Genomic DNA, 24,037 nt, shown 5'->3' with positions numbered 1-24,037 from the left:
CCATCATGAAAAAAACGCTGACGCTGATCGCCGCCGCAACCCTGAGCGCCCTGAGCTTCGCCTCCTGGGCCGACACCCTGACCGTGGGCGCATCCAACACGCCGCACGCCGAAATTCTGGAGCAGGCAAAGCCGATTCTGGCGAAGCAGGGTATCGACCTGGAGATTAAACCGTTCCAGGACTACATTCTGCCGAACACCGCCCTGGCGGGCCGTGACATCGACGCAAACTATTTCCAGCACATTCCGTACCTGAATAGCGTGCTGAAGGATCATGCGGGCGATAAGGACTACGATTTCGTCAGCGCGGGCGCGATCCACATTGAGCCTATCGGCATCTACTCTAAAAAATACAAGTCGCTGAAGGACCTGCCGGAAGGTGGCAAGATCATCATGCGTGACGCGGTTTCTGAAGAGGGGCGCATTCTCTCCATCTTTGAGAAAGAGGGCGTGATCAAGCTGAAGCCGGGCATTGATAAAGTGACCGCGCGCATCAGCGACATCGTCGAGAACCCGAAAAAGCTGCAGTTCACGCCTAACGTGGAGGCGTCCCTGCTGCCGCAGATGTATAACAACGATGAAGGTGCCGCGGTGGTGATCAACGCCAACTACGCGATTGACGCCGGTCTGGATCCGGTTCACGACCCGATTGCGGTAGAGAGCGGTGAAAACAACCCGTACGCCAACATCATTACCGTGCATCGCGGTGACGAGAAGAAGAAAGATATCGTCGCGCTGGTGAACGTGCTGCACTCGAAAGAGATTCAGGACTGGATCCGCACTAAATACAAAGGCGCGGTCATTCCGGTAAACAACTAATTTACTGATTTTAAAGATGAAGCCCGGCGAGTCTCTCGCCGGGCTTCTTTTTTGTATCCGGCAGGAGAATCATTTAAGCTCAACGTTTAACAGGCAATGGAGTGATGACGATGGGTAACGTGACCAAAGATGAAGCGCTGTACCAGGAGATGTGCCGGGTGGTCGGAAAGGTGGTGCTTGAGATGCGTGATTTAGGGCAGGAGCCAAAGCATATTGTCATCGCCGGCGTCCTGCGCACCGCGCTGGCGAACCAGCGCGTTAAGCGCAGTGCATTGACAACCGAAGCGATGGAAACGGTGGTTAAAGCGCTGGCCGGGTAAGGTGCCAGCGCTTCGCAAGCTGCTCAAGCGAGCAGCAGAGCAGGTAGTAGACCACGCCCGTAAAGATAAAAATGGCCGCCGGGTAGATTTGCACCCGGTTGTTGACCTGTCCTGCCACCGTGGTCAGTTCCGGGACGTTGACGATAAACGCCAGCGACGTATCCTTCAGCAGGCTGATAAAAATTCCCACCAGAGACGGCAGAATATTCCTCAGCGCCTGCGGCAGCAGCACGCGCAGGAGGATTTGCCGGGTGCTGAACCCCTGAGACAGCGCCGCCTCGTGCTGCCCGGAAGGCAGCGCGTTAAGCCCGGCCAGCACCGAGTGCATCACGGTTGCCGCGGTAAACCAGGCCAGCGCCAGCGTGACGGTCAGCGCCCCCGGCAGATCGCCTCCGGCCATCAGCGGCAGGAGATACCACATCCAGAAAATCACGAAGATGAGTGGGATCCCGCGAATCAGCTCAGCCCACAAAAAGAGGGCCTTTCGCACAAGCCCGGTAAAGCGCCAGGCCAGACTCGCGAGCACTATCCCGCCGGGCAGCGCGATGACGGCGGCCCCGGCCGCCATCATTAACGAGAGCAATACGCCTCCCGGTTCACCGGCCGCCGCGCGCCCCCACAGCAGATAATCGAGGTTATCGGTGATGACGTTAAGTCCGGCAATCATGTTTTTCACTCCCTGAGGTGGCGACGTTTGGACGCTGACGTTTCGCCTGGGGGCCAGTGCGAACCAGCACCATCCCCATAACCAGGCCGGTCAGCAGGTAGAGAGCGGTACCGACGGTAAAGGCCTCCAGCGCGTGCGCGTTATAGCTCTCAATCTGCCTGACCTGATAGGTCAGCTCAGCAAAGCCAATTCCGCTGGCGAGCGAGGAGAGCTTCATCAGATTGAGGTACTGCCCCACAACGGGCTGCCAGGCGTTGGCCAGGCCCTGCGGCAGAAGGATGAAGCGAAACAAGCGCCACGTGGAGAATCCCTGGGCGAGCGCCGCCTCCCGCTGCCCGGCGGGCACGGAACGCAATCCTGCTTCCACCTCTTCGATTAAAAACGCCGAGGTAAAAACGCCCAACCCCCAGGCAGAGCATAAAAATTCGGGCGTAAACCACCAGACGTTGCCGGGCAGAATCGACCAGCTGTGATCCGCGTTGACCGCGTCGCGAAACGCCTGCGGCAGCCCGTTCCAGGCGGCAAAATACCAGAACAGTAGCTGCACCAGCAGCGGGGTATTGCGAAAGAGTGATACCCAGCCGCTGACGACCGCGTTCCCGAGTCGTCCGCCGGAAAGGCGCAGGAGCATAAAGAGCAGGGCGAGCAGGCTGGCCAGCATTATCCCGGCAAGCGTGACCCACAGGGTGGTGAGAAATCCGGAGAGTATCCATTGCAGAGGCTGTCCGGTCAGTACCCCCTGCCAGTCGAGCGCGGGCATTAAGGATGCTCCTGATGCAGCGGGTCGAGCACCTTTTGCAGGAACCGCTGCGCGCGCGGATGCGATGGCTGACTGAAAAACTGCGCCGGTGGCGCGGTTTCCAGAATTTGCCCGCCGTCGATAAAGACAATTCGGTCGGCAATTTCCCGGGCAAACTGCATCTCGTGGGTCACGACAATCATGGTGATCCCGCTGTGGGCGAGGGCTTTCATTACGTACAGCACTTCACCAATCATCTCCGGATCCAGCGCGGAGGTGGGTTCATCGAACAGAATAATTTGCGGTGAAGAGGCGAGGGCGCGGGCAATCGCCACGCGCTGCTGTTGTCCACCGGAAAGCTCTGCCGGGAAATGGTGGGCTTTTTCCAGCATGCCGACCTTCTCCAGCAGGGCCAGCGCGCGCTCGTGGGCGGGCTGCGGCTTCCAGCCGTGAACGTGTTCCAGGGCCAGGGTGATGTTCTGGCTGGCGGTGAGATGGGCGTAAAGATTGAACTGCTGGAACACAAACCCCACGCGGCTGCGCAGCTGGCGCAGCCCGGTCCCGGAAAGCGTTCCGGTTGGCTTGTTGTCGACCAGGATCTCCCCGCCGCTCAGGGTTTCAAGCTGGTTGATAAGGCGGATCAGGGTGGATTTTCCGGATCCCGACGGGCCGAGGATGGCAACCACTTCCCCCGGCGTGATGGTGAGATTAATGTCGTTTAACACCTGATGGTCGCCGTAGCGTTTGTCCACATGACGAAACTCGACGCTGGCCTGTTCCAGATGTGAAAAATCCGCGGCACCGGCCGCGGAGTGTGAAAATAAACCTGAGAGCATATTATCTGGCTTCTATTTTAAAGGCGCGAGGCTGGGGTGCTGGGGTGCCTGGACCAAACCAGACGTCGTATATTTTGGCCGCCTGACCGCTCTTCTCGAGATTAATCAGCTCGTCGTTGACGGCCTTCAGCAGCGCGGTTTCCCCTTTTTTCACCCCCACGCCAATCTCTTCTTTACTGAGCAGGTCGGGCAGAATTTTGAAGTTGGCTTTGTCCGGCGCCTGCGCCAGCAGACCCGCCAGAATGGTGCTGTCCTGGGTGATGGCCTGTACGTTACCGTTGCGCAGCGCCGTCAGCGCCAGGGGGATATCGTCATAAGAGAGCACGCGGGACTGCGGGAAACGCTGGTGCAGCGCCTGCTCGCCGGTCGTGCCTTTGACCGCGCCAATGCGCGCCCGGCTATAGTCATCAAGCTTATCCGGTGATTTCGCCGGCACCAGGAACTGCTGGCCGGTCACAAAGTAAGGGGTTGAGAAATCAATCACCTGCGCGCGTTCCGGGGTGATGGTGATATCCGCCACGATCAGATCGGCTTTCCCGGACTGCAGAAGAGGAATACGGTTGGCCGGATTGGTGGCAACCAGCTCAAGCTTCACGCCGAGCGATTTGGCCAGCGCCCTGGCAAAGTCCACGTCGTAACCCACGATTTCATGCGTTTTAGCATCAATCGAGCCAAACGGCGGGTTGGCGTCAAAGGTGGCCACTTTCACTACCCCTGCTGCCTTGATATCCGCCAGCCGATCGGCCTGCGCCTGCGCTGAAAGCAGGCTGCCCGCCGCCAGCAATCCCAGAACCAGTGCCCGTTTGTTGAACCCTTTCATTTTTGCTGCCATAGTCATACGCCATCCCGTTGTTTTTGTTTTACCCCGCTACGCTCCCATAAGGGAAAGCTATCGCCAAATAAGAAATCGTTCTTTGCTATGAGCAAAAAAGCATTAGTGAACAAGGTGTTAATGAAGAGTGAAAAAGGACAGGGCGCTATTTGCAGATCCTGCACATCAACAGTGGATTTTGGTATTTCCCCCGCGCGACGTTTGGGTGTTTAACTGAGATTAGACACGGCGAGAGAGGGTAAGACGATGAAAAAATGGATCAGCACGTTACGGCGGTTCTTTGCGAGCCGACCAGTGAATGCGGAGAACAGCGCGCAACGTGTTCTTGAGTCAATCCTGCCCGTCGCCAGCCTGTATGGCGTGGACGTTGCGAACATTGACCCGGAGTGGTTCCATGATAAAACGTCACGCTGAACTGCGCCGCACGCGCGAAATGTACTGGAATGAGCTGTGCGTGACGTATGTAAAGCCACAATGAGCGGAAAAGTACCCGGTGAATCATTCGGTTAATTAACCCGTTGTTTGTTACCTATAGGTCCTTTCATTAATGGAGATAATGATGAAACGGACCACGTTAACAACGACGCTTTCAGCCCCTGCGCTACTTCTCGCAATGCATGCGGCACACGCTGGGCCACAGGCTCATGTTGTCTGCGGCTACTCCCATACGCTTGGCGATGATGCCATCATGATGTTTGGCAGGCCCAATGAGGCCATGCTGCATGACTTCTTCGGCAATACGCGCACCGATGCCGGCTCGACCCGGGAAACCCTGCGCAAGCGGGAAGACACCACCTGCGATAACAAAGCGGATAGCTCGGCATACTGGGCACCTTCGCTGCGGCTGCCTGACGGCACGATCGTAAAACCTGCGTATCAGAAAACCTACTATCAGGCTTCGAATGTGGAATCCTGGCCGCTGCAGCCTTTCCCGGCGGGGCTCTCGCTGCTGGCGGGAGATCACCACGGCTCTGCGCCCAATCCGCACATCACTTTCCTGTGTGCTAACGGCAAAGGTTACACAACCAAAACGGGGGAGGTTTGCGGGTTACGAAAGGCGGGAGACGCCGTGCAGTTTAATATCGGTATTCAGTTCCCCAACTGCTGGGATGGCGTGAATCTCAAACCCGCTCACGGCATTGCCAACGCGACATACGATACGAAAGGGCAATGCCCGACGGCGTTTCCGGTAAAAATTCCAACCGTGAACATGAACATCGCCTATGTGCTTCCGACCATCACCTCTCTCGATACCGGCAAAGCCGAGCTTTCCCTCGACCCGATTATGCATGGCAACGAGCGCGAAGAGCGCTGGGGAAGTCTTTACACCGCTCATGCTGATTTTATGAACGGCTGGACGGATGAGGGCGCGCGCTTTATGACCGAGCTCTGTATGAATCGCGGACTGGACTGTGGCACGACCGTGCCCTATGCCTATTCAAAAGCGCAGGCAAACGTCTGGCTAAGCAGCCTCGAGCCGGGGCTCTCCCAACCTCAGCCGCAGGTGTTGCTGGTGCAGGATAACTGGCAGAACGGAGGCCGAACCCAAAACAGTGAGACCCTCTCGCTGGTGAAGTTTACGATCCCGCCGCTGCCCGCGGGGCAGGATCCTTCTCTGTTTAAATATCGCGTTCGCATTTACGGCGGTAAGGTAGAAACTGACGGGGCCGATCAGATCTTCTTCTATCCGGCCAGCAGCGACTGGGACCCTGCAACGGTGAGCTGGACTGACCGCCCGGCGTGTAGCTATAAATCCGATGCCGTGCTGTATCTCAATCATTCCAAAGAGTACAGAATGGTGGATGTCGACAAGGCCGTGCGCAAGGCGCTGGCTGAAGGGAAAACCGAAATCTCGTGGTATATCGGCGGCGACCGTCAGGGAAACCATTACCAGTTTGAACCGGCTTCTTCGGCCCAAAGCCTGGTATTGATGTTAACGGGGTTTAAAAAGACGCCCGAACTGTAGCGCTCCGTTGAGTGCCAAAAAAAAGCACCGGCTGACCGGTGCTTTTTTTATCAGATCTTGCAGGCATCACCGCAGTCATCGTCGGCGACAATCGCCTGCGCTTTTTTGTCTGCATCGTCCAGACGTTCCGCATTACGCTCTTCTGCTTCATCCAGACCGCTAAAGACTAAGTTATCGAGATCAATTTCCATGTGGCACCTGCTCTGTTCAGTTTTTGATACTGGCACAGTATAGGGCAAAAAAAGCCAGCAATGAACCTCGCAGCACATAAGGATAATCCCTGCCATACTCAGTGCTTTATCGCTGAGGAGAGCACATGATTACCCTCTGTAAAACCTGCGGAACCGCCTACGATGCCCAGCCGGACAGATGTCCCATTTGCGAAGATGAACGCCAGTATGTTCCTGCCACGGGTCAGGCGTGGACCGATCTCGACGCGCTCACCGCCACGCATAGCAACAAATGGCAGCAGCTGGAGCCGCGGCTGTTCGGAATTAAAACGGTCCCTGCTTTTGCGATTAACCAGCGGGCGCTGCTTCTGCAAACGCCCCACGGCAATATTCTCTGGGACTGCATCGCCAACCTCGATCCCGCAACTAAAACGCTCATCACCGCCCTCGGCGGCATCAGCGCGATAGCGATTTCACATCCTCACTACTACACCACGATGCAGGCGTGGGCTGCGGCGTTTGATGCGCCGGTGTACCTGCACGCCAGCGACAGAGAGTGGGTCATGCGCGACAGTCCGGCCATTCACTTCTGGGAGGGGGATGCGCTGGAGATTTTCCCGTCGGTCACCCTGCTGCGTCTGGGCGGGCATTTTGCCGGTGGAACGGTGCTGCACTGGCAGGAGGAGGGCGGAGTATTGCTGGTGGGCGATATTTTGCAGGTCACGCCGGGTAAAGACGCCGTATCGTTTATGTGGAGCTACCCAAACTATCTCCCGCTACCGGCCCGCGCCGTGGCGTCGGTCGTGCGTCATCTGGAAGGCAGAACGTTTCAACGTCTTTACGGCGCGTTCGAAGGGCAAAACATCCTCGCCAGCGCGGACGAGATTGTCCAGCGGTCGGGCCAGAAATATATTGCTTGTCTGAAGTGAAGCGCGGTGGGTAAACTTTACGAGTGTGATCTTGATCATACCTAAACTAAAACAGATAAAAGAGACATTGCTATGCAACATATCATTGAAGGTTTTCTCAGCTTTCAAAAAGAGATTTTCCCGCAACGTAAAGAGCTCTTCCGCAGTTTAGCGTCCAGCCAGAATCCCAAAGCGCTGTTTATCTCATGCTCCGACAGCCGTCTGGTCCCGGAACTGGTCACCCAGCAAGAGCCGGGACAACTCTTTGTCATTCGTAATGCTGGTAACATTGTGCCGCCGTTCGGGCCGGAGCCTGGCGGCGTCTCCGCCACCATCGAATACGCCGTCGTGGCGCTGGGCGTGACGGATATCGTGATTTGCGGTCACTCCAACTGCGGGGCGATGAAGGCGATTGCCGATAACGCCAACCTGGAGCCAATGCCGGCCGTGTCACACTGGCTGCGCTATTCCGACGCGGCGAAGGCCGTGGTAGAGAAGAAAACCTGGGATAAGCCGATCGATAAGGTCAACGCGATGGTGCAGGAGAACGTGTTTGCGCAGTTGAGCAACATTAAGACCCATCCGTCCGTTGCGGTGGGCCTGCGTAATAATTCCATCCGCCTGCACGGCTGGGTGTACGACATTGAAAGCGGCGAAATCCTTGCGCTGGATAAAGGCACGAAAACCTTCGTTTCGCTGTCTGAAAACCCGGAAGTGTTCTTCGAGTAATCCGCAACAGCAGGGCATGGAAGCCCTGTCAGTCCTCAGTATACGGTAATCTCCGCCGCGATCCCGACGCGGGTCTTTCCGCCGCTTTCGCCATGGCTTTCGCAATTTCCGCACACTCCGCCAGACCCTGAACGAAGGGACGATCGTGCATCAGCCACGGTATTGCGCCGAAGGCAATGCGACCGCGTACGGCGTCAGGCGCGTTCAGGGTGTAATCTTCGCCGATGTCGGGTATCTCTTCGCCCGTGGCTTCCAGCTGTTTTCGCAGCGTTGGAAAGGGCAGATCTTTCGTTTTGAGCGGCTTTTGCCCGCGCGCGTCAATAAAAACGTCGAAACGGTAAACGGTCTCTTTTGTGGTGATAACCGTTCGATCGCTGCCAATATCCAGCGTGTAATCCTCACCGAGCGCCGCCACGCTAATGATGCCCGCTTCACGAAGCGCGAGCAGCCTGCGGATCGACTGCGGAGGGATCGCCGCGTAGTTATCGATAAATACCCGCGCCAGCCCTTGTTTGAAGCGTTTAGCGTCTCGCTCGTTGAGATGGGGTACGATCGCCTGAACCACTTCATGCAGCCGAAGCACGGTATAGCGCCAGGCCACGGTGCGGCGCTCGCGCTTATTTTTTTCCACCTCTTTCAGGTTATCTTCTGCCCAGGTAAAGGGGCCGTGCCGTTTACGATCCTCAAACCAGGCCTCGCGAATGCTGTCCGCATTTAGCGTATGCAGCGATATTTTCTCGCACCACGTCGGGTCGGCGAGCTGCAGCTCTTTGACCATCAGGGTGAAGATGCGGTCGAGCAGGCCATCAGATCCCTTGTAAATCTCGCTTTCGGCCACGCGTTCGGTCAACACCGACAGCGGCTCATAAGGGATAGGGCAGTAAAAATCGGCTTCCGGCAGAATGCCCGTCCGGGACATCAGGACAATCTTCAGCGCCTCGCTGCCTTTATCCAGCACGAACCTATCGTCGCGAAAGGCACCGTGCTGCATCACGACCGCCATGGCCGCGTCGAGACCGCTCAGCGATGTGCCCATAATGCCGACCCGGCAGGCAGGAATGCTGGCGTCCATCAGGCCGGACCAGGGGCTTGGGAAGAACGTGCGCGTGGCTTCCTCCTCCTCTGGCCAGACGTGACCGGTGGCCACCACCGCCAGGTCGAAGCGTTCAGGAAAGGCGCCGTCGTTGACGGAAAGCGTAACGCCTTCTTTCGCGGGTGCGATATCGGTGACCCGGGCGGATTCATGAACATCAACCTGAAATCCCCGCTTTTTCGCCTCTTTTACGATAGACCGGAAGCTGTCGAGGAAATACTCGCCCAGCAGGAGCCGGGGCAGAAACTGCCGGTCGTGCAGGCTGGCTTTATCAACCTTAAAGCGCGCCAGATGGGCGTCGCTCTGGCCCTTAAGCCAGTCGAGGTAGGTCATAAAAATGGGCGGGATTTCAATGCTCGCGATATTTGCCAGCATCAGACGCGAGTTATCGTCGTCGTTATAGGGCATGCCTACGCCCGCTTCATCAGCTTGTTCAAACACGGAGATGGCAAGCGGCTGCGGGTTGTTCAGAAGCGCGTAAAAGGTATAAATCCCTGTTGGGCCGGAACCGATAATGGCGATTTTCTTCATCGACGGTCTTCCTGTTTTTTTCCATGAGGAAAGCGTAGCAGGAGAACGGTAATAAAAATGAAGGATTAGGAAAATTCAGGATATCAGAAGAGGATTTGCACCATTTCAGGACTGAAATGGTGCGTCCGAGTGGACTCGAACCACCGACCCCCACCATGTCAAGGTGGTGCTCTAACCAACTGAGCTACGGACGCAGAATGGTGCGTTCAATTGGACTCGAACCAACGACCCCCACCATGTCAAGGTGGTGCTCTAACCAACTGAGCTATGAACGCAACGTGTTGTCGGTGACAACGGGGACGAATATTAGCGGCACAGCACCGAGGTGGCAAGAGGGAAAATGCAATTTTCTCTCTGATTTCACGCGATTGCTGTATTACCGCGCAAAGTGAAGAGAAAGTAGCCGCCGGGCGGCGGCTACTGCGTATTTAACGTGCAGCGCGTTGCAAAATGATCGTTGATGGCTGGCGCTGCAGGAAGCGCATGCGCATCATCATCATAATTGCCGCCGACGTCAGGCCGATGATAAAGCCCATCCAGAACCCGGCGGGCCCCATGCGCTCAACCACCAGATCGGTCAGGGCCAGGATATAGCCACACGGCAGACCCAACACCCAGTAGGCGATAAAGGTGATAAAGAAGATGGAGCGCGTGTCTTTATAGCCGCGAAGCACGCCGCTGCCAATGACCTGAATGGAGTCAGAAATCTGGTAAATCGCGGCCAGCAGCATCAGGTGCGAAGCCAGCGTGACCACTTCAGGATTGTCGTTGTAGAGCAGGGCAATTTGCTCGCGTAACGCAACGGTAAAGAGCGCCGTACAGACCGCCATGCAGACGCCGACGCCCAGCCCGGTCCGGGCGGCCGTTTGCGCATCCAGCGTTGAGCCCTGACCCAGGCGAAAGCCAACGCGAATCGTTACCGCCGCCGCCAGCGACATCGGCAGGACGAACATCAGAGAGCTGAAGTTGAGCGCAATCTGGTGCCCGGCCACGTTCACAATGCCCAGCGGGGAAACCAGCAGGGCGACCACGGCAAACAGGGTCACCTCAAAGAACAGGGCGAGTGCAATTGGCAACCCTAGCTGCACCAGACGCGTCATGATGTTCCAGTCCGGCGTGCTAAACCTGTTCTCGTTGCGGATATCGCGCATGGAACGGGCGCGTTTTACAAAGACGATCATCGAGAAGAACATCACCCAGTAAACGGCGGCCGTCGCCACGCCGCAGCCGACGCCGCCCAGCTCCGGCATCCCGAAATGACCGTAAATAAAGATATAGTTCACCGGAATATTAACCAGCAAACCGATAAAGCCCATCACCATCCCGGGCTTGGTTTTCGCCAGGCCTTCGCACTGGTTACGCGCCACCTGGAAGAAGAGGTAGCCCGGTGCCCCCCAGAGCAGGGCACGCAGATAGCCCACGGCTTTGTCAGCCAGTGCCGGATCGATGTTATCCATCGCGCGAATGATATGACCGGCGTTCCAGAGCACAACCATAATCAGCACGGAAACAAATCCGGCCAGCCAGAACCCCTGGCGGACCTGATGGGCAATGCGTTCGCGACGCCCCGAACCATTGAGTTGAGCGATAACCGGCGTCAGCGCGAGCAGCAGACCGTGACCGAACAGGATGGCCGGAAGCCAGATTGATGTACCAATGGCGACGGCCGCCATATCGGTGGCGCTGTAGCCGCCGGCCATTACCGTATCCACAAATCCCATTGCGGTCTGGGCAACCTGTGCGACGATCACGGGTATCGCCAGTGCCAATAACTGCCGCGCTTCATTCATGTACTTCTGCACGTGAACACCTTTATATTCTAGTTATTTGAGAGACTAAAAAAGCCGCCGAAACGGGCAGCAAGAAGAAAAAGCAGGGGGGTGCCAGCTATTGTAGCGGGCTTTAGCTATTTATCTAGTGAAAAAATCGCCAGAAAATGCGCTCCGCTGGCAACCTGTTTTTCCAACTGTTATTGTGGTGGGATTAAACGGTGTCACCACCGTCCGGAAAAAACAGGAGTTGTATGCATGTTTACTGGTATTGTACAGGGCACTGCCAAAGTGGTGTCCATTGATGAAAAACCTAATTTTCGTACGCATGTTGTAGAGCTGCCGGAATATATGCTTGAGGGCATCGAAACCGGCGCGTCGATTGCCCATAACGGCTGCTGCCTGACCGTCACCGAAATTAACGGTAACCAGATTAGCTTTGATTTAATGAAAGAGACGCTGCGGATCACCAACCTGGGCGAGCTGGCGGTGGGCGATACCGTCAACGTTGAACGGGCAGCGAAGTTCAGCGATGAGATTGGCGGCCATCTGATGTCGGGGCACATCATGACCACCGCTGAAGTTGCGAAAATCGTCACCTCGGAAAATAACCGTCAAATCTGGTTTAAAATGCAGGATCCGTCATTAATGAAATACATCCTCTATAAAGGATTTATTGGCATTGACGGGATTAGCCTGACGGTGGGGGAAGTGACGCCAACGCGCTTTTGCGTGCATTTAATTCCTGAAACGCTGCAGCGCACTACGCTTGGTGCGAAAAAGCTGGGGCATCGCGTGAATATCGAAATCGATCCGCAAACCCAGGCGGTGGTGGATACGGTTGAGCGCGTGCTGGCGGCAAAAGAAGCGGCAATAATAAAGAACGTAGAAGAAGAATAAAAAATAGCCCCGGTTCAACGGGGCTATTTTTTTAGCGTGCGACCCGCAGGCCGTGTTCAATTCCGCGGCTGAAAACAACCTGCCAGAGCTGAATATCCCGCGCGCGAAACGCCCCCGCGCAGGCATTCAGATAATAGCTAAACATTCGCTTGAATCGTTCAGAATAGTTGTCCGCAATCTCTGGCCAGGCCTCCTGAAAACGCGCATGCCATGCCATTAGCGTGGTGTCGTAATCCGCGCCAAAGTTATGCCAGTCTTCCATGACAAAATGGGATTCACTGGCGTTGGCAATCTGGCGAACGGACGGTAAACAGCCATTCGGAAAGATGTATTTGTTGATCCACGGGTCAACGTTATTGTCGGTCCGCTTAGAGCCGATGGTGTGCAGCAGGAAGATGCCGTCCGGTTTTAAGTTACGATCCACGACCTCAAAATAGGTATCGTAGTTTTTCGGCCCGACGTGCTCGAACATGCCGACGGAAACGATCCGGTCAAACTGCTCGTTCAGATCACGGTAATCCTGCAGGCGGATATCTACGTCGAGGCCCTGGCAGCGTTCCCGAGCCATTTTTTGCTGTTCCGCTGAAATCGTTACGCCGACCACGCTGACGTCATAGTGCTTCGCCATAAAATACGCCAGCCCACCCCAGCCGCAGCCGATATCCAGCACGCGCATGCCGGGCTGTAGCTGCAGTTTTTCGCCGATCAGACGCAGCTTGGCCTGCTGTGCCTCCTCAAGCGTTGACGCGTCTTTCCAGTAGGCACAGGAGTATTGCATGAAAGGGTCCAGCATCCGGCTGAACAGGTCATTGCCCAAATCGTAATGCTCTTTACCGACGATCCATGCGCGTTTTTTATTTTGCAGATTAAACAGTCGGGCAGAGGCGACGCGCAGGGTGTCTTTCAGATGGCGAGGGAGTTGATTTTCCAGACCGGCACGCAGCACGCTGGCGAAAAAGGTATCCAGGCGCTCACACTCCCACCAGCCGTCCATGTAGCTTTCGCCCAGGCCTAACGATCCCTCTCGCAATACGCGTTTAAAAAAGTCGGGATGTTTAACCTGAGGATCGGATGGTGATGAACCATTGATAGTGATGCCTGCTCGACCTAACAGTTCACTGACGATCCGGGACCAGTTGTCGTCCGGAACGCTGACTTCTTCTATACACGATGAACTCATAGCTTCTCCATCACTCTGATGTGATCAGAACCTTCAAACAGCGTAGACGCTTTTTTGGTTTGTGAGAAATCTCACGGTAAAAACCGCGAGGCTAGTATCCGACGTAGAACAGAGGAAGGGAGATAACCCTTGCCGAAATGCCTTCCATGGTAAAACGGGAGCATTCCGGCTCCCGTTAACACTTAATATTTATCGTATTTAATCGAACCAAATTTAGTATAGGCCTCAAAATTTGGTGATTCAATAGAAAATTGTTAGCAACCTAATCACTGAAATGTAACATGATTTCAGGCGCAATCAGGCATGCGAGGTTTCCGCCTGCGACCGCGCATTTTGCTCGCGATGCGCAGCCGACTGCATGCGATAGCCCATCGCCGCCAGCGCAACGGTGACCAGCATCACGCTGGTGGTGGTCAGCAGCGGCGTTGCAATAAGCGCGGAGACCACCAGGCTTGCCAGGAAGCACAGACCCAGCTGCAGGGTATTTTGCAGCGCGGCGGCGCGGCCTGTCGCCTGCGGGAACGGACGCAGCGCCTGTGCCACCACGATGGGGTAAATCGCCCCGTTCGCCACGGCCATCACGCAGAAGGGGATCAAAATTTCAGCCAGGCCTGCGCCCGGAACAAACCCGACGGCCCAGGTGCCGATGACGCTCAGCGCATAGAGCACCAGCAGCCATGGCAGCATCTGCTGACCTTCCCATTTTTGCAGCGCCGCGCGGCAGCCGTACCCGCCTACCAGGAACGCGATGGTCTGTGGAACATAGCTCAAACCGATGGCCGCCGGGCTGTAGCCCATATCGTGCAGAATAAACGGCGAGCCGGTGAGCCACGCGAAGAAGCTGGCCGAACAGGCGGCATAGATCAGGACATTCCCGCGATACGCTTTCTCGCTCAGCAGGGAGGTAAAGGTGATCGGCTTCGCGTCGGCGTGCGCCTCTTTTTTATGCGCGGGCTTGAGGCCGAACGCCGGCAGCATCAGCACCAGGGTGATGGCAAACAGCGTGGCAAAGATCGCCTGCCAGTCGAAATGCGCGAGGATCCAGCTGCCCAGCAGGGGAGCGAGGGCAGGGGAAAGACCCACCAGCGGCATAATGGTCGCGAAAATACGGTTGGTACGGTTAGCCGGATAGTAGTCGGTGACCAGCGCCTGCCAGGTCACCGCCGCGGCACAGACGCCCACGGCCTGAATGAAGCGCAGCACCAGCAGCCAGGTAGCGTCACGCACCCACAGCATCCCCAGGCAGCCCACGGCAAAAATGGCCAGCCCCAGCAGCAGGACCGGTTTACGGCCAAAGCGATCCGAGAGCGGTCCCCACAGCAGCTGGGCGAAGGCAAAACCGGCGAGGAATAAGCTCAGGCTGGCGCTGATGGCCGCGGCAGGGGTTTGCAGATCTTCCTGCATCGCGGCAAACGCCGGCAGGTACATGTCGGTGGCCAAAAAGCCCAGCACGCTTAAGCCGCCGAGCCAGACTAAAAATCCTTTCCTGGGTTGCATTCTCTTATTCTCCTGAGGAGGCAGGTGTACGTTGGCGCAGAGTGTAGGGAGTGCAAAGCGGCTTGTGAAACGCTAATATTTGGCGGGTGCATTCAAATTTTTTGCAGGCAGAAAATGTGGTCAGATTATTCTCTTGAAGTGGTCGATGCTGTCGCGCGCAACGGCAGCTTTAGCGGTGCGGCGCAGGAGCTGCACCGCGTCCCTTCGGCAATCAGCTACACGGTGCGTCAGCTGGAGGAGTGGCTGGCGGTTCCGCTGTTTGAACGGCGGCATCGCGACGTGGAATTGACGCCCGCAGGCGCGTGGTTTTTGAAGGAAGGGCGTTCTGTTATCAAAAAAATGCAGATCACCCGCGAGCAGTGCCAGCAGATCGCCAACGGCTGGCGGGGACATCTCTCCATCGCGGTGGATAACATCGTGAAGCCGGAGCGCACCCGGCAAATGATCGTCGATTTCTATCGCCATTTTTCTGACGTCGAGCTGCGGGTCTCCCAGGAGGTGTTCAACGGCGTGTGGGACGCGCTGGCGGACGGCAGGGTGGAGATGGCGATTGGCGCCACGCAGGCGATCCCGGTCGGGGGACGTTACGCCTTCCGCGATATGGGGATGCTGAGCTGGAAATGCGTGGTGGCACGCGATCACCCGCTGGCGGCGATGGAAGGGCCGCTGAGCGACGATACGTTGCGCAACTGGCCTTCGCTGGTGCTGGAGGATACCTCCCGTTCATTGCCCAAGCGTATCACCTGGCTGCTGGACAACCAGCGGCGGGTGGTGGCGCCTGACTGGGAATCGTCGGCGACGTGCCTCAGCGCCGGGCTGTGCGTCGCGATGGTGCCCGTTCATTTTGCGCGTCCGCGCATCGATACCGGAGAGTGGGTGGCGCTGACGCTTGAGAATCCGTTCCCGGATGCGGCATGCTGCCTGACCTGGCAGCAAAATGATGTCTCGCCAGCGATGGCCTGGCTGCTGGATTATCTGGGCGACAGCGAAACGCTAAACCGGGAATGGTTACGGGAGCCAGCATAGCTGGCCCCGTAAAGGGATTAGCGACGGTAGTCGCGGAACGGACCATCCGCAACGGAACGGCGTTCAATCAGGCGCGGGTGGACCTCAATGGACTGCGACTCTTCACGTTTGTTGACGATCCTGTCGAGCAGCATGTTGAAGGCCGTTTCACCCAGCGAATCTTTCGGCTGGTGAATGGTGGTCAGCGCCGGGGTAAAGAAGCGCGCGTTACGCACGTTATCATACCCGATCACGGAAATATCCTGCGGCACGCGCAGACCCAGCTCGTCGGCCGCACAGAGCGCGCCCATGGCCATGATGTCGCCCCCGCAGAAAACGGCGGTCGGACGGTGCTGCTGGGAGACAATCTGCTGCATCGCGCGGTAGCCTGACTCCGGCTCAAAGTCGCCCTGCACGATCCAGTTTTCCGGCACGGTAATCAGCGCTTCTTCCATCGCTTTCATAAAGCCGGCCAGACGGCCCGCGCCGGTGTTGCGCTCCAGCGGACCCGGGATCACGCCAATCTCGCGGTGGCCGCGTTCGATCAGATAACGGCCCGCCATATAGCCGCCTTCAAAGGCATTGTCGATCACGGAGTCGGTGAAGTCCGCGCGCGCTTCACCCCAGTCCATCACCACCATCGGGATATGGCGATACTCTTCGAGCATCGACAGCACGGATTCCGGGTACTCGGAACACATCACCAGCAGGCCATCCACGCGCTTTTGCGCCATCATCGACAGGTAGGCGCGCTGTTTTTCAATGCTGTTCCACGCGTTGCCCAGAATCAGGGTATAGCCTTTCTGGAAGCAGTTTTTTTCTACCGCTTCAATGATCTCGGCAAAATAGGCCGCTTCACTGCTGGTCGCCAGCAAACCAATGGACTTGGTGTGATTAACCTTGAGGCTGCGCGCAACCGCACTTGGCGAATAGTGCAGCTCTTTGATCGCTGCCCAGACGGCGTTGCGCGTCTCTTCCGCCACAAAGCGGGTTTTGTTAATTACATGTGATACGGTTGTAGTGGAAACGTTTGCGCGTTTTGCTACGTCTTTAATTGTTGCCATTAAATGTCACTCCAGACCATATCCTAAACTCCTGAAAAACTTGAAGGTAAACGTTTGCCTTCTCTCACCCTTATCTCGCAATGTGGAATTGCGGCACGCCGGGAAAACGACACGGGACGTCAGGAGGGGGTCAATGGCCGGTACGCTAATAAATTTAGCGTGGAATTTTGTCCTATCTTGATGAAAAGGGGAAGAGGTAAAGTGGTTATCAGTATAAATCCAGGAAGATTTTTGACGTAATCTGTGCAAAAATGAGCAAGCTCACTTTTCGTGGGGGGATTAAAAGGAGAAAAATTGATGAGTTCCGATCTGAAGTTTTCGCTGTTCACCACCGTTGTTGTGCTGGCTCTGATTGTCGCGGCGGGTCTGACGGCTGCGCTGCACTGATTTACGCGGGGGGAGAGCCTTCTCCTCCCAGTTTCCCGGATTGTTACTTCTCAGGCAAAAATCTTTTGCCATTTTGTTAACTTCTCATTTTTTGTGATTAATGTCATGCTTTCTGCTTCTTTGTTCTGTGTCACCATATGACACGGCATCCGGAGTTGACGCATGAAAATCAATTTTCCCCTGCTGGCCCTGGCGATTGGCGCTTTTGGGATTGGCACCACTGAATTCTCCCCGATGGGGCTACTGCCCGTTATCGCCAGGGGCGTAGACGTTTCGATCCCTGCTGCCGGCATGTTGATCAGCGCCTACGCTATCGGCGTGATGGTAGGAGCGCCGCTGATGACGCTTCTCCTTTCGCACCGCGCGCGCCGCAATGCGCTGATATTCCTGATGGCCATCTTCACCCTGGGTAACGTGCTTTCGGCCATTTCGCCGGACTACACCACGCTGATGCTGTCACGCATTCTGACCAGCCTTAACCACGGCGCGTTCTTTGGGCTGGGGTCGGTCGTTGCTGCCAGCGTGGTGCCTAAACATAAGCAGGCGAGTGCCGTAGCAACCATGTTTATGGGCCTGACCATCGCGAACATTGGCGGGGTGCCTGCGGCAACCTGGCTGGGCGAGGTCATTGGCTGGCGGATGTCCTTCCTGGCGACGGCCGGACTGGGCGTGGTCGCGATGGTGGCGCTGTTCTTCTCCCTGCCGAAAGGCAGCGCGGGGGAACGTCCTGACGTGCGCAGAGAACTGTCGGTGCTGATGCGCCCGCAGGTGCTCTCCGCGCTGCTCACCACCGTGCTGGGAGCAGGGGCGATGTTTACCCTCTACACCTATATTTCACCGGTATTGCATGACATCACCCGCGCAACGCCTCTTTTTGTTACCGCGATGCTGGTGCTGATTGGCGTGGGCTTCTCGATCGGCAACTACCTCGGTGGGAAATTTGCCGACCGTTCCGTGAGCGGGACGCTGAAGGGTTTCTTAACCCTGCTGATTATCATCATGATCGCGATTCCCTGGCTGGCGCGGAATGAAGTCGGCGCCGCGATCGCGATGGTTGTCTGGGGCGCAGCCACCTTTGCCGTGGTGCCGCCGCTGCAGATGCGCGTAATGCGCGTTGCGCATGAAGCGCCGGGGCTCTCGTCGTCGGTCAACATCGGTGCCTTTAACCTGGGCAATGCGCTCGGGGCGGCAGCCGGTGGGGCCGTGATTTCAGGAGGGCTGGGATACAGCTTTGTGCCGGTGATGGGGGCGATCGTTGCCGCGCTCGGCCTGCTGCTGGTGATGATGTCGGGTCGTAAACAGCCCGAAGCAGCCTGCGCTGCGGATTAAGCCAAAAACGCAGAAGGGCGAACCCTTCTGCGCGTCTCTTACGCGGCGAAATTCTTCGCCACAAACTCCCAGTTAACCAGTGCCCAGAAGTGCTCCAGGTAGTTAGGGCGCGCGTTGCGGTAATCAATGTAGTAAGCGTGTTCCCATACGTCCACGGTCATCAGCGGCTTCGCGCTGGTGGTCAGCGGGGTACCCGCGTTTGAGGTGGACACGATAGCCAGTTTGCCATCCGCCTCTTTAACCAGCCACGTCCAGCCAGAACCGAAGTTCTTGATGGCGGCATCGGTGAACTTCGCTTTGAAGTCCGCGAAGCTGCCAAAGGCGGCGTTGATGGCGGTAGCCAGCTCACCGGCAGGTTCGCCGCCGGCATTTGGCGCCAGGCAGTGCCAGTAGAAGGTGTGGTTCCACACCTGAGCCGCGTTGTTGAATACGCCACCCTCTGAGCTGCGGACGATCTCTTCCAGCGTTTTGCCTTCAAAATCGGTGCCCTTGATCAGGTTGTTCAGGTTGGTGACGTACGTCTGGTGATGCTTGCCGTAGTGATATTCCAGGGTTTCCGCAGAAATGTGCGGGGCCAGGGCGTCTTTTGCATACGGTAGTGCAGGTAATTCGAACGACATTGCTTCTCTCCTTATTGTATTTTGCGTTGCCAATAACCACACAGACAACGTGGACAGGATAGCAAATTGAAAGGGTATGCAAAAGAGGAACTTACCCTGCCACGGATGTGGCAGGGCAGGGGTTAGCGAATGGTTTTCGGCGTCATCACGCGGCGCGCGCCGACGTAGTGGCGTACCCAGTAGTCTTCGCTGAGAGAGGTGATCTGAATATCCTGGCCGCTACGTGGAGACTGGATGAATTTCCCGTTGCCGACGTAGACGCCGACGTGGTCAGCCGTGCCGCGGCCCTGGGTGCGGAAGAAGACCAGGTCGCCGTTTTCCAGCTCGCCGCGGTCAACCGGTGAGGCATCGCGCAGGTGGTACATTTCGTTGGCGGTACGCGGAATGCGGAACTTAACCAGATCCTTATAGGCGTAATAGACGAGGCCGCTGCAGTCAAAGCCGGTACGCGGCGAGCTGCCACCCCAGTGATAAGGTTTGCCAATCTGCCCCATCAGTTTGTTCATTGCCGTTTTTTGCGCTTTCTGCACGCGCACCTTATGCACTTCCGCTATTTTCGTGACCTTCGTGCATTTCGCCTTGTGGCCTTTACGCGCGGTGCATTTTTCAGTCACGAGGTTAGCGGCGGTTTGCGAAGCTTTACTTTTGGCTGAGTGGGCAGTGCGGGAAGGCTTGGTTTTCGTCTTGCTGGAAGCGGTCTGTTTGGTTTGAGCCGGTGTTTTTTTCTTGTCGTTCTTAGCGGTGGTTTTTTTCTTACGTTCTGTAGCTTTCGCCAGATGGTTTTTTTGTACGGCAGAATGCCGCGCCTGCTGAGAGGCGTTTGCCACTGGCGTGAAGGTGAGTGAAGTAAACAGTAAAGCACAGAGCGTGATCGAGATTTTATTTATCCGCGCCACTGGGCAGTCCCCTGATAAATGCAGGTCATCAATAACACCCGCGTATGATTTACAAAGCCCGTCGATTCTAATCTATAAAAAGCCAGAAAGTTAATAGCATTTTTCAATCTACAATCGTGTTTCGTTAGCAAGTGCAAAAAAAATCATCATTCTGTCGCACATTCGCCCACTCCCTAAGCAAAACCCGGACTGCGGCCGGAGTAAACACCATTTGCAATGCAACTTTGCGTGACTCAGGGTAAAATGTATAAACGTGACAAAAATGTTATTTTCCGATGCCAGTCTGAACCGCTACAATGTCAGACGAATGCCGTAACAGAAGTTAAAGGAAGCAAGACATGAGCACCACTATTGAAAAAATCCAGCGCCAGATCGCTGAAAACCCGATTCTGCTGTATATGAAAGGTTCTCCGAAGCTGCCAAGCTGCGGCTTCTCCGCGCAAGCGGTTCAGGCGCTGTCAGCCTGTGGTGAGCGTTTTGCTTACGTTGATATCCTGCAGAACCCGGACATCCGCGCTGAGCTGCCTAAGTACGCTAACTGGCCGACGTTCCCACAGCTGTGGGTTGACGGTGAACTGGTTGGCGGCTGCGATATCCTGATTGAAATGTATCAGCGCGGCGAACTGCAGCAGCTGATCAAAGAGACGGCGGCGAAGTACAAAACCGAAGAGCCGGACGCAGAGTAATTTTCTGCGCAAATAAAAAAGCGACCCGCTATGTGGTCGCTTTTTTTTTGTCGGGTGGCGCTGAGCTTACCCGACCTACACGTCATCGGTAGCGTCAGCACCCGACACCAGCGGCCAGCCGCCCAGACGCTTCCAGCGGTTGACGATCTCACAGAACAGCTCTGCGGTACGCTCCGTGTCATACAGCGCGGAGTGCGCCTGCGTACCGTCAAATTCAATGCCTGCCGTAATACAGGCCTTTGACAACACCGTTTGTCCCAGCGCCAGACCGCTCAGCGCCGCGGTGTCGAAGGTCACAAAAGGGTGGAAGGGGTTGCGTTTGAGCGAGGCGCGCTCGGCTGCGGCCATGGTAAAGGTGTGATCGAAGGTAGCGTTATGGGCCACCATGATGGCGCGGCTGCAGTTCGTCTCTTTCATACCTTTACGCACCATTTTAAAAATGGCGTGCAGCGCATCATATTCACTGACCGCACCGCGCAGCGGGTTATGCGGATCGATACCGTTAAACGCCAGCGCTTCCGGCTGCAGGTTTGCCCCTTCGAAGGGTTCAACGTGGAAATGCAGCGTGGTGTCCGGGATAAGCCAGCCCTGTTCATCCATCTTCAGCGTGATGGCGGCAATTTCGAGCAGCGCATCGGTTTTAGCGTTAAATCCGGCTGTTTCTACATCAATGACAACGGGATAAAAACCACGAAAACGGTCGCACAGACCGCTAAATTGAGCGTTATCGGACATCAGGGTCTCTTACATGGGGAAAAAAGCAGAGCGCATTATGGCAAATTTTGGCGGGCGATGCAGTAAAACTACGGGCGCAGGCTGCGCCCTGAGGGATCAGTTGCCCAGACCGCGACCGGCGTCTTTGGCTTCAATCAGCTCGATTTTGTAACCGTCCGGATCTTCCACGAACGCAATCACGGTGGTGCCGCCTTTAACCGGACCCGCTTCACGGGTGACGTTACCGCCGTTGCTGCGGATGCGTTCGCACGCGTCGGCCGCGTTGTCCACTTCCAGCGCGATATGGCCGTAGGCGTTGCCCAGGTCATAGCTGTCTACGCCCCAGTTGTAGGTCAGCTCGATCACCGCTTCATCCGTTTCCGGGCCGTAACCCACGAACGCCAGCGAGTATTTGTATTCCGGGTTTTCGCTGGTGCGCAGCAGCTTCATGCCCAGGACGTTAGTGTAGAAATCAATAGAACGTTGCAGGTCGCCAACGCGCAGCATGGTGTGAAGTAGGCGCATAATTTCCTCATTAACCAATGAAATAGACTGTCATTTTGAACAGAAACGATGTTTGAGTATAGCGGCGAAGTATCGCCGCTATCAATGAACAACGGAGAGATTAGAGAGAAGGGTAGTCGGTGTAACCTTCCGCGCCGCCGCCGTAGAAGCTTTCCGGACGCTGCGGGTTCAGCGCCGCTTTTTTCTGCAGACGGGCAACGAGATCCGGGTTGGCAATGTAGTCGCGGCCAAACGCGACGGCATCAATCAGCCCTTTGCCGATCAGATCTTCGGCTTTCTCTGGGGTATAGGCACCCGCACCGATGATCACCCCGTGGAAGCGCTCGCGCACTTTCTGGCGGAAGGCTTCAGTGTAAGGCTTGCCGCCAGCCCAGTCCGGCTCGGACATGTGCAGGTAAGCAATGCCGCGTTTCGCCAGCTCTTCGATCAGGTACAGCGCATCGGCCTCTTCGTTCGGACCGTTGTCGACGTTCTGGAAAGAGCCGATTGGCGAGACGCGAATGCCGATACGGTCCGGGCTCCACTCCTGGCATACGGCATCAACCACTTCCAGCACCAGGCGGGCGCGGTTTTCGACGCTGCCGCCGTACTGGTCGGTGCGATGGTTAGACGACGGGGAAAGGAACTGGTGCAGCAGGTAGCCGTGCGCGGAGTGCAGCTCAATCAGGTCAAAACCGGCTTCGCGGGCGTTGGCTACCGCCTGGCGGAAGTCGTTCACGATACCCGGGATTTCATCCAGCTCAAGCGCGCGCGGCATAGAGGTATCCACGCGGATCGCATTGCCGTTTTCATCGCGCAGGGAGGTACGGGTATTGGCGCTCAGGGCCGAAGCGGAAACCGGCGCCTGACCGCCAGGCTGAATGCTGCTGTGAGAGATACGACCGGTGTGCCACAGCTGGACGGCAATGCGCCCCTCTTCAGCATGGACGCCCGCGGTGATTTTCTGCCATGCGGCGATCTGTTCCGGGCTGTGAAGTCCCGGTGCACCCGCATAACCCTTAGCCTGAGCGGAAATCTGCGTGGCTTCGGTGATAATCAGGCCAGAGCTTGCGCGCTGACGATAGTATTCACCCATCAGTGGGGTTGGGATGTCGCCCGGCTCAATGCTGCGCAGGCGGGTTAGCGGAGCCATGAATACGCGGTTTGGCGCAGTAACGGCACCCACTTTCAATGGGGTAAATAATTTTTCAGCTGACATAAAGACTCCTGAGTAGACCAGTCGACTAGTAATGAGATAAATAAAAACGCCTGCTATACGCCAGGCGCAGTAATCGTACTTTTCACATGCGCCAGCGCGCTTTCCAGCGGAACGGCACTGCGAGAAATTTTTGCCTGCAGGTTAGCGCCGAGCCAGAGCGCATATAACACCTGCGCCTGGGTTAACGGCTCGCCGGAAAAGGCCAGCGTTTTTTCATCGCGGCCTTTCTCCAGCGCCTGGGCCAGCAGGGCGATAACGCCGCTGGCACCTTTATCCATCGCCGTGCGCATATCTTCAGAAAGATCGCACACTTCTGCAGAGAGTTTAACGGTCAGGCAACCGCTGATAATGCCCTGCTGACAGAACTGGTTCAGCGTTTCCTGATAGTAGTTCAGAACGCGATCCCGGTAGTTCCCTTCACCCGACGCAAAGTGGTTCGCCAGCCGCTGGTGATAGCCAGCATAATGACGCTCCAGCATCGCCACGCCGAAGGCCTCTTTGGACCGAAAGTAGTGATAAAACGACCCCTTCGGTACCTCAGCGGTTTTTAATAACTCGCTCAACCCCATACCGGTAAATCCGCGATGCATGCAAAGCTGCTCGCCGGTTGCCAGGAGATGTTCGCGGGTATCGTGTTCAGTATTTCTGCTCATGGCCG

General features: G+C 56.5%; 27 protein-coding genes and 2 tRNA genes. 11 read left to right on the top strand and 18 right to left on the bottom strand.

Features of this window, described 5'->3' with window-relative positions:
- Nucleotides 1-5 precede the first annotated feature (5 nt).
- Nucleotides 6-818, top strand: a complete 813-nt coding sequence (locus L6R44_RS04675; RefSeq protein ID WP_010430254.1) for a MetQ/NlpA family ABC transporter substrate-binding protein — start codon at nucleotides 6-8, stop codon at nucleotides 816-818.
- A gap of 110 nt (nucleotides 819-928) precedes the next feature.
- The gene (gene fumD / locus L6R44_RS04670) at nucleotides 929-1,138 is read left to right on the top strand and encodes a fumarate hydratase FumD (RefSeq protein WP_023343959.1); all 210 of its coding nucleotides are present in this window, start codon (nucleotides 929-931) and stop codon (nucleotides 1,136-1,138) included.
- On the opposite strand, the gene L6R44_RS04665 is transcribed toward fumD, so the two are convergent.
- The 4 genes from L6R44_RS04665 to L6R44_RS04650 are packed head-to-tail and all read right to left on the bottom strand — an operon-like array spanning nucleotide 1,119 to nucleotide 4,212.
- Nucleotides 1,119-1,805, bottom strand: coding sequence for an amino acid ABC transporter permease (locus L6R44_RS04665; RefSeq protein ID WP_237423425.1), 687 nt, complete (start codon nucleotides 1,803-1,805; stop codon nucleotides 1,119-1,121). The genes fumD and L6R44_RS04665 overlap by 20 nt on opposite strands.
- Nucleotides 1,789-2,565: an amino acid ABC transporter permease gene (locus L6R44_RS04660; protein ID WP_237423424.1), complete on the bottom strand. Its 777-nt coding sequence runs from the start codon at nucleotides 2,563-2,565 to the stop codon at nucleotides 1,789-1,791. The genes L6R44_RS04665 and L6R44_RS04660 overlap by 17 nt, the downstream gene beginning before the upstream one ends.
- Complete coding sequence (locus tag L6R44_RS04655) at nucleotides 2,565-3,380, bottom strand: amino acid ABC transporter ATP-binding protein (protein WP_237423423.1); 816 nt, start codon at nucleotides 3,378-3,380, stop codon at nucleotides 2,565-2,567. The genes L6R44_RS04660 and L6R44_RS04655 overlap by 1 nt, the downstream gene beginning before the upstream one ends.
- A 1-nt stretch (nucleotide 3,381) precedes the next feature.
- Entirely contained in the window at nucleotides 3,382-4,212 is an 831-nt protein-coding gene (locus L6R44_RS04650) for an ABC transporter substrate-binding protein (RefSeq protein ID WP_237423554.1), read from the bottom strand.
- Nucleotides 4,213-4,458: 246 nt separating this feature from the next.
- On the opposite strand from L6R44_RS04650, the gene L6R44_RS04645 reads away from it, so the two are divergent.
- Nucleotides 4,459-4,626 (top strand): hypothetical protein, encoded by a 168-nt coding sequence (locus tag L6R44_RS04645; RefSeq protein WP_032639960.1) that lies wholly within the window; start codon nucleotides 4,459-4,461, stop codon nucleotides 4,624-4,626.
- Nucleotides 4,627-4,771: 145 nt separating this feature from the next.
- The gene (locus L6R44_RS04640) at nucleotides 4,772-6,178 is read left to right on the top strand and encodes a DUF1996 domain-containing protein (protein WP_237423553.1); all 1,407 of its coding nucleotides are present in this window, start codon (nucleotides 4,772-4,774) and stop codon (nucleotides 6,176-6,178) included.
- A 50-nt stretch (nucleotides 6,179-6,228) separates the two neighbouring features.
- On the opposite strand, the gene L6R44_RS04635 is transcribed toward L6R44_RS04640, so the two are convergent.
- Nucleotides 6,229-6,369 (bottom strand): hypothetical protein, encoded by a 141-nt coding sequence (locus L6R44_RS04635; RefSeq protein WP_032639964.1) that lies wholly within the window; start codon nucleotides 6,367-6,369, stop codon nucleotides 6,229-6,231.
- Nucleotides 6,370-6,494: 125 nt separating this feature from the next.
- Between L6R44_RS04635 and L6R44_RS04630 the strand changes: the two genes are divergently transcribed.
- The gene (locus L6R44_RS04630) at nucleotides 6,495-7,277 is read left to right on the top strand and encodes an MBL fold metallo-hydrolase (RefSeq protein WP_237423422.1); all 783 of its coding nucleotides are present in this window, start codon (nucleotides 6,495-6,497) and stop codon (nucleotides 7,275-7,277) included.
- 72 nt (nucleotides 7,278-7,349) lie between these two features.
- Nucleotides 7,350-7,985: a carbonic anhydrase gene (locus L6R44_RS04625; RefSeq protein WP_025758321.1), complete on the top strand. Its 636-nt coding sequence runs from the start codon at nucleotides 7,350-7,352 to the stop codon at nucleotides 7,983-7,985.
- Nucleotides 7,986-8,013: 28 nt separating this feature from the next.
- Here L6R44_RS04625 and L6R44_RS04620 read toward each other — a convergent pair whose 3' ends face one another.
- The 4 genes from L6R44_RS04620 to mdtK all read right to left on the bottom strand — a co-directional run bounded on the left by L6R44_RS04620 (nucleotide 8,014) and on the right by mdtK (nucleotide 11,411).
- On the bottom strand, nucleotides 8,014-9,609 hold the full coding sequence (locus L6R44_RS04620; RefSeq protein WP_237423421.1) for an FAD-NAD(P)-binding protein: 1,596 nt from the start codon (nucleotides 9,607-9,609) through the stop codon (nucleotides 8,014-8,016).
- Between the two features lie 117 nt (nucleotides 9,610-9,726).
- Nucleotides 9,727-9,803, bottom strand: a tRNA-Val gene (locus tag L6R44_RS04615).
- Nucleotides 9,804-9,807: 4 nt separating this feature from the next.
- Nucleotides 9,808-9,884: transfer RNA gene (locus tag L6R44_RS04610), tRNA-Val, on the bottom strand.
- Between the two features lie 153 nt (nucleotides 9,885-10,037).
- Nucleotides 10,038-11,411: an MdtK family multidrug efflux MATE transporter gene (gene mdtK / locus L6R44_RS04605; RefSeq protein WP_237423420.1), complete on the bottom strand. Its 1,374-nt coding sequence runs from the start codon at nucleotides 11,409-11,411 to the stop codon at nucleotides 10,038-10,040.
- 225 nt (nucleotides 11,412-11,636) lie between these two features.
- Between mdtK and L6R44_RS04600 the strand changes: the two genes are divergently transcribed.
- The gene (locus L6R44_RS04600) at nucleotides 11,637-12,278 is read left to right on the top strand and encodes a riboflavin synthase (RefSeq protein ID WP_032639973.1); all 642 of its coding nucleotides are present in this window, start codon (nucleotides 11,637-11,639) and stop codon (nucleotides 12,276-12,278) included.
- Nucleotides 12,279-12,309: 31 nt separating this feature from the next.
- Here L6R44_RS04600 and cfa read toward each other — a convergent pair whose 3' ends face one another.
- Together cfa and punC are read right to left on the bottom strand one after the other, a co-directional pair.
- Nucleotides 12,310-13,458, bottom strand: a complete 1,149-nt coding sequence (cfa, locus tag L6R44_RS04595; protein WP_237423419.1) for a cyclopropane fatty acyl phospholipid synthase — start codon at nucleotides 13,456-13,458, stop codon at nucleotides 12,310-12,312.
- A gap of 297 nt (nucleotides 13,459-13,755) precedes the next feature.
- Nucleotides 13,756-14,955 (bottom strand): purine nucleoside transporter PunC, encoded by a 1,200-nt coding sequence (gene punC, locus L6R44_RS04590; RefSeq protein ID WP_237423418.1) that lies wholly within the window; start codon nucleotides 14,953-14,955, stop codon nucleotides 13,756-13,758.
- A 114-nt stretch (nucleotides 14,956-15,069) separates the two neighbouring features.
- Here punC and punR point away from each other — a divergent pair, with 114 nt between their 5' ends.
- Complete coding sequence (punR, locus tag L6R44_RS04585; RefSeq protein WP_032639979.1) at nucleotides 15,070-15,981, top strand: DNA-binding transcriptional activator PunR; 912 nt, start codon at nucleotides 15,070-15,072, stop codon at nucleotides 15,979-15,981.
- A gap of 17 nt (nucleotides 15,982-15,998) precedes the next feature.
- On the opposite strand, the gene purR is transcribed toward punR, so the two are convergent.
- Complete coding sequence (gene purR, locus L6R44_RS04580; RefSeq protein WP_014883552.1) at nucleotides 15,999-17,024, bottom strand: HTH-type transcriptional repressor PurR; 1,026 nt, start codon at nucleotides 17,022-17,024, stop codon at nucleotides 15,999-16,001.
- Nucleotides 17,025-17,321: 297 nt separating this feature from the next.
- On the opposite strand from purR, the gene cydH reads away from it, so the two are divergent.
- On the top strand, nucleotides 17,322-17,411 hold the full coding sequence (gene cydH / locus L6R44_RS04575) for a cytochrome bd-I oxidase subunit CydH (protein WP_008500596.1): 90 nt from the start codon (nucleotides 17,322-17,324) through the stop codon (nucleotides 17,409-17,411).
- Nucleotides 17,412-17,573: 162 nt separating this feature from the next.
- Nucleotides 17,574-18,740, top strand: a complete 1,167-nt coding sequence (locus tag L6R44_RS04570) for an MFS transporter (RefSeq protein WP_237423417.1) — start codon at nucleotides 17,574-17,576, stop codon at nucleotides 18,738-18,740.
- A gap of 38 nt (nucleotides 18,741-18,778) precedes the next feature.
- On the opposite strand, the gene sodB is transcribed toward L6R44_RS04570, so the two are convergent.
- Both sodB and L6R44_RS04560 read right to left on the bottom strand, forming a co-directional pair.
- Complete coding sequence (gene sodB / locus L6R44_RS04565; RefSeq protein ID WP_028017287.1) at nucleotides 18,779-19,360, bottom strand: superoxide dismutase [Fe]; 582 nt, start codon at nucleotides 19,358-19,360, stop codon at nucleotides 18,779-18,781.
- Nucleotides 19,361-19,482: 122 nt separating this feature from the next.
- The gene (locus L6R44_RS04560) at nucleotides 19,483-20,256 is read right to left on the bottom strand and encodes a C40 family peptidase (RefSeq protein WP_032639985.1); all 774 of its coding nucleotides are present in this window, start codon (nucleotides 20,254-20,256) and stop codon (nucleotides 19,483-19,485) included.
- A gap of 338 nt (nucleotides 20,257-20,594) precedes the next feature.
- Here L6R44_RS04560 and grxD point away from each other — a divergent pair, with 338 nt between their 5' ends.
- A complete protein-coding gene (gene grxD, locus L6R44_RS04555) occupies nucleotides 20,595-20,942 on the top strand; it encodes a monothiol glutaredoxin 4 (RefSeq protein ID WP_003832760.1) in 348 nt (115 codons plus the stop codon).
- Between the two features lie 75 nt (nucleotides 20,943-21,017).
- Here the strand turns inward: grxD and rnt are convergent, their stop codons facing one another.
- The 4 genes from rnt to L6R44_RS04535 all read right to left on the bottom strand — a co-directional run bounded on the left by rnt (nucleotide 21,018) and on the right by L6R44_RS04535 (nucleotide 24,032).
- Entirely contained in the window at nucleotides 21,018-21,677 is a 660-nt protein-coding gene (gene rnt, locus L6R44_RS04550; protein ID WP_237423416.1) for a ribonuclease T, read from the bottom strand.
- Between the two features lie 96 nt (nucleotides 21,678-21,773).
- Nucleotides 21,774-22,181, bottom strand: coding sequence for a lactoylglutathione lyase (gene gloA / locus L6R44_RS04545; protein ID WP_071922299.1), 408 nt, complete (start codon nucleotides 22,179-22,181; stop codon nucleotides 21,774-21,776).
- 100 nt (nucleotides 22,182-22,281) lie between these two features.
- On the bottom strand, nucleotides 22,282-23,379 hold the full coding sequence (locus L6R44_RS04540) for an alkene reductase (protein WP_237423415.1): 1,098 nt from the start codon (nucleotides 23,377-23,379) through the stop codon (nucleotides 22,282-22,284).
- A gap of 53 nt (nucleotides 23,380-23,432) precedes the next feature.
- The gene (locus tag L6R44_RS04535; protein ID WP_237423414.1) at nucleotides 23,433-24,032 is read right to left on the bottom strand and encodes a TetR/AcrR family transcriptional regulator; all 600 of its coding nucleotides are present in this window, start codon (nucleotides 24,030-24,032) and stop codon (nucleotides 23,433-23,435) included.
- Nucleotides 24,033-24,037 lie beyond the last annotated feature (5 nt).

It is taken from the genome of Enterobacter cloacae complex sp. ECC445 (assembly GCF_021892025.1).
GTDB classification, from domain to species: domain Bacteria; phylum Pseudomonadota; class Gammaproteobacteria; order Enterobacterales; family Enterobacteriaceae; genus Enterobacter; species Enterobacter chengduensis.
The sequence above is the reverse complement of the archived record's forward strand: the minus strand, read 5'-3'. Positions and strand labels throughout refer to the sequence as shown.

Excerpts from the sequence above, each read along its gene's own strand:
- L6R44_RS04675 (WP_010430254.1), top strand. The coding sequence starts at position 6 with ATGAAAAAAACGCTGACGCTGATCGCCGCCGCAACCCTGAGCGCCCTG.
- fumD (WP_023343959.1), top strand. The coding sequence starts at position 929 with ATGGGTAACGTGACCAAAGATGAAGCGCTGTACCAGGAGATGTGCCGG.
- L6R44_RS04665 (WP_237423425.1), bottom strand. The coding sequence starts at position 1,805 with ATGATTGCCGGACTTAACGTCATCACCGATAACCTCGATTATCTGCTG.
- L6R44_RS04660 (WP_237423424.1), bottom strand. The coding sequence starts at position 2,565 with ATGCCCGCGCTCGACTGGCAGGGGGTACTGACCGGACAGCCTCTGCAA.
- L6R44_RS04655 (WP_237423423.1), bottom strand. The coding sequence starts at position 3,380 with ATGCTCTCAGGTTTATTTTCACACTCCGCGGCCGGTGCCGCGGATTTT.
- L6R44_RS04650 (WP_237423554.1), bottom strand. The coding sequence starts at position 4,212 with ATGGCAGCAAAAATGAAAGGGTTCAACAAACGGGCACTGGTTCTGGGA.
- L6R44_RS04645 (WP_032639960.1), top strand. The coding sequence starts at position 4,459 with ATGAAAAAATGGATCAGCACGTTACGGCGGTTCTTTGCGAGCCGACCA.
- L6R44_RS04640 (WP_237423553.1), top strand. The coding sequence starts at position 4,772 with ATGAAACGGACCACGTTAACAACGACGCTTTCAGCCCCTGCGCTACTT.
- L6R44_RS04635 (WP_032639964.1), bottom strand. The coding sequence starts at position 6,369 with ATGGAAATTGATCTCGATAACTTAGTCTTTAGCGGTCTGGATGAAGCA.
- L6R44_RS04630 (WP_237423422.1), top strand. The coding sequence starts at position 6,495 with ATGATTACCCTCTGTAAAACCTGCGGAACCGCCTACGATGCCCAGCCG.
- L6R44_RS04625 (WP_025758321.1), top strand. The coding sequence starts at position 7,350 with ATGCAACATATCATTGAAGGTTTTCTCAGCTTTCAAAAAGAGATTTTC.
- L6R44_RS04620 (WP_237423421.1), bottom strand. The coding sequence starts at position 9,609 with ATGAAGAAAATCGCCATTATCGGTTCCGGCCCAACAGGGATTTATACC.
- L6R44_RS04600 (WP_032639973.1), top strand. The coding sequence starts at position 11,637 with ATGTTTACTGGTATTGTACAGGGCACTGCCAAAGTGGTGTCCATTGAT.
- cfa (WP_237423419.1), bottom strand. The coding sequence starts at position 13,458 with ATGAGTTCATCGTGTATAGAAGAAGTCAGCGTTCCGGACGACAACTGG.
- punC (WP_237423418.1), bottom strand. The coding sequence starts at position 14,955 with ATGCAACCCAGGAAAGGATTTTTAGTCTGGCTCGGCGGCTTAAGCGTG.
- punR (WP_032639979.1), top strand. The coding sequence starts at position 15,070 with ATGTGGTCAGATTATTCTCTTGAAGTGGTCGATGCTGTCGCGCGCAAC.
- purR (WP_014883552.1), bottom strand. The coding sequence starts at position 17,024 with ATGGCAACAATTAAAGACGTAGCAAAACGCGCAAACGTTTCCACTACA.
- cydH (WP_008500596.1), top strand. The coding sequence starts at position 17,322 with ATGAGTTCCGATCTGAAGTTTTCGCTGTTCACCACCGTTGTTGTGCTG.
- L6R44_RS04570 (WP_237423417.1), top strand. The coding sequence starts at position 17,574 with ATGAAAATCAATTTTCCCCTGCTGGCCCTGGCGATTGGCGCTTTTGGG.
- sodB (WP_028017287.1), bottom strand. The coding sequence starts at position 19,360 with ATGTCGTTCGAATTACCTGCACTACCGTATGCAAAAGACGCCCTGGCC.
- grxD (WP_003832760.1), top strand. The coding sequence starts at position 20,595 with ATGAGCACCACTATTGAAAAAATCCAGCGCCAGATCGCTGAAAACCCG.
- rnt (WP_237423416.1), bottom strand. The coding sequence starts at position 21,677 with ATGTCCGATAACGCTCAATTTAGCGGTCTGTGCGACCGTTTTCGTGGT.
- gloA (WP_071922299.1), bottom strand. The coding sequence starts at position 22,181 with ATGCGCCTACTTCACACCATGCTGCGCGTTGGCGACCTGCAACGTTCT.
- L6R44_RS04540 (WP_237423415.1), bottom strand. The coding sequence starts at position 23,379 with ATGTCAGCTGAAAAATTATTTACCCCATTGAAAGTGGGTGCCGTTACT.
- L6R44_RS04535 (WP_237423414.1), bottom strand. The coding sequence starts at position 24,032 with ATGAGCAGAAATACTGAACACGATACCCGCGAACATCTCCTGGCAACC.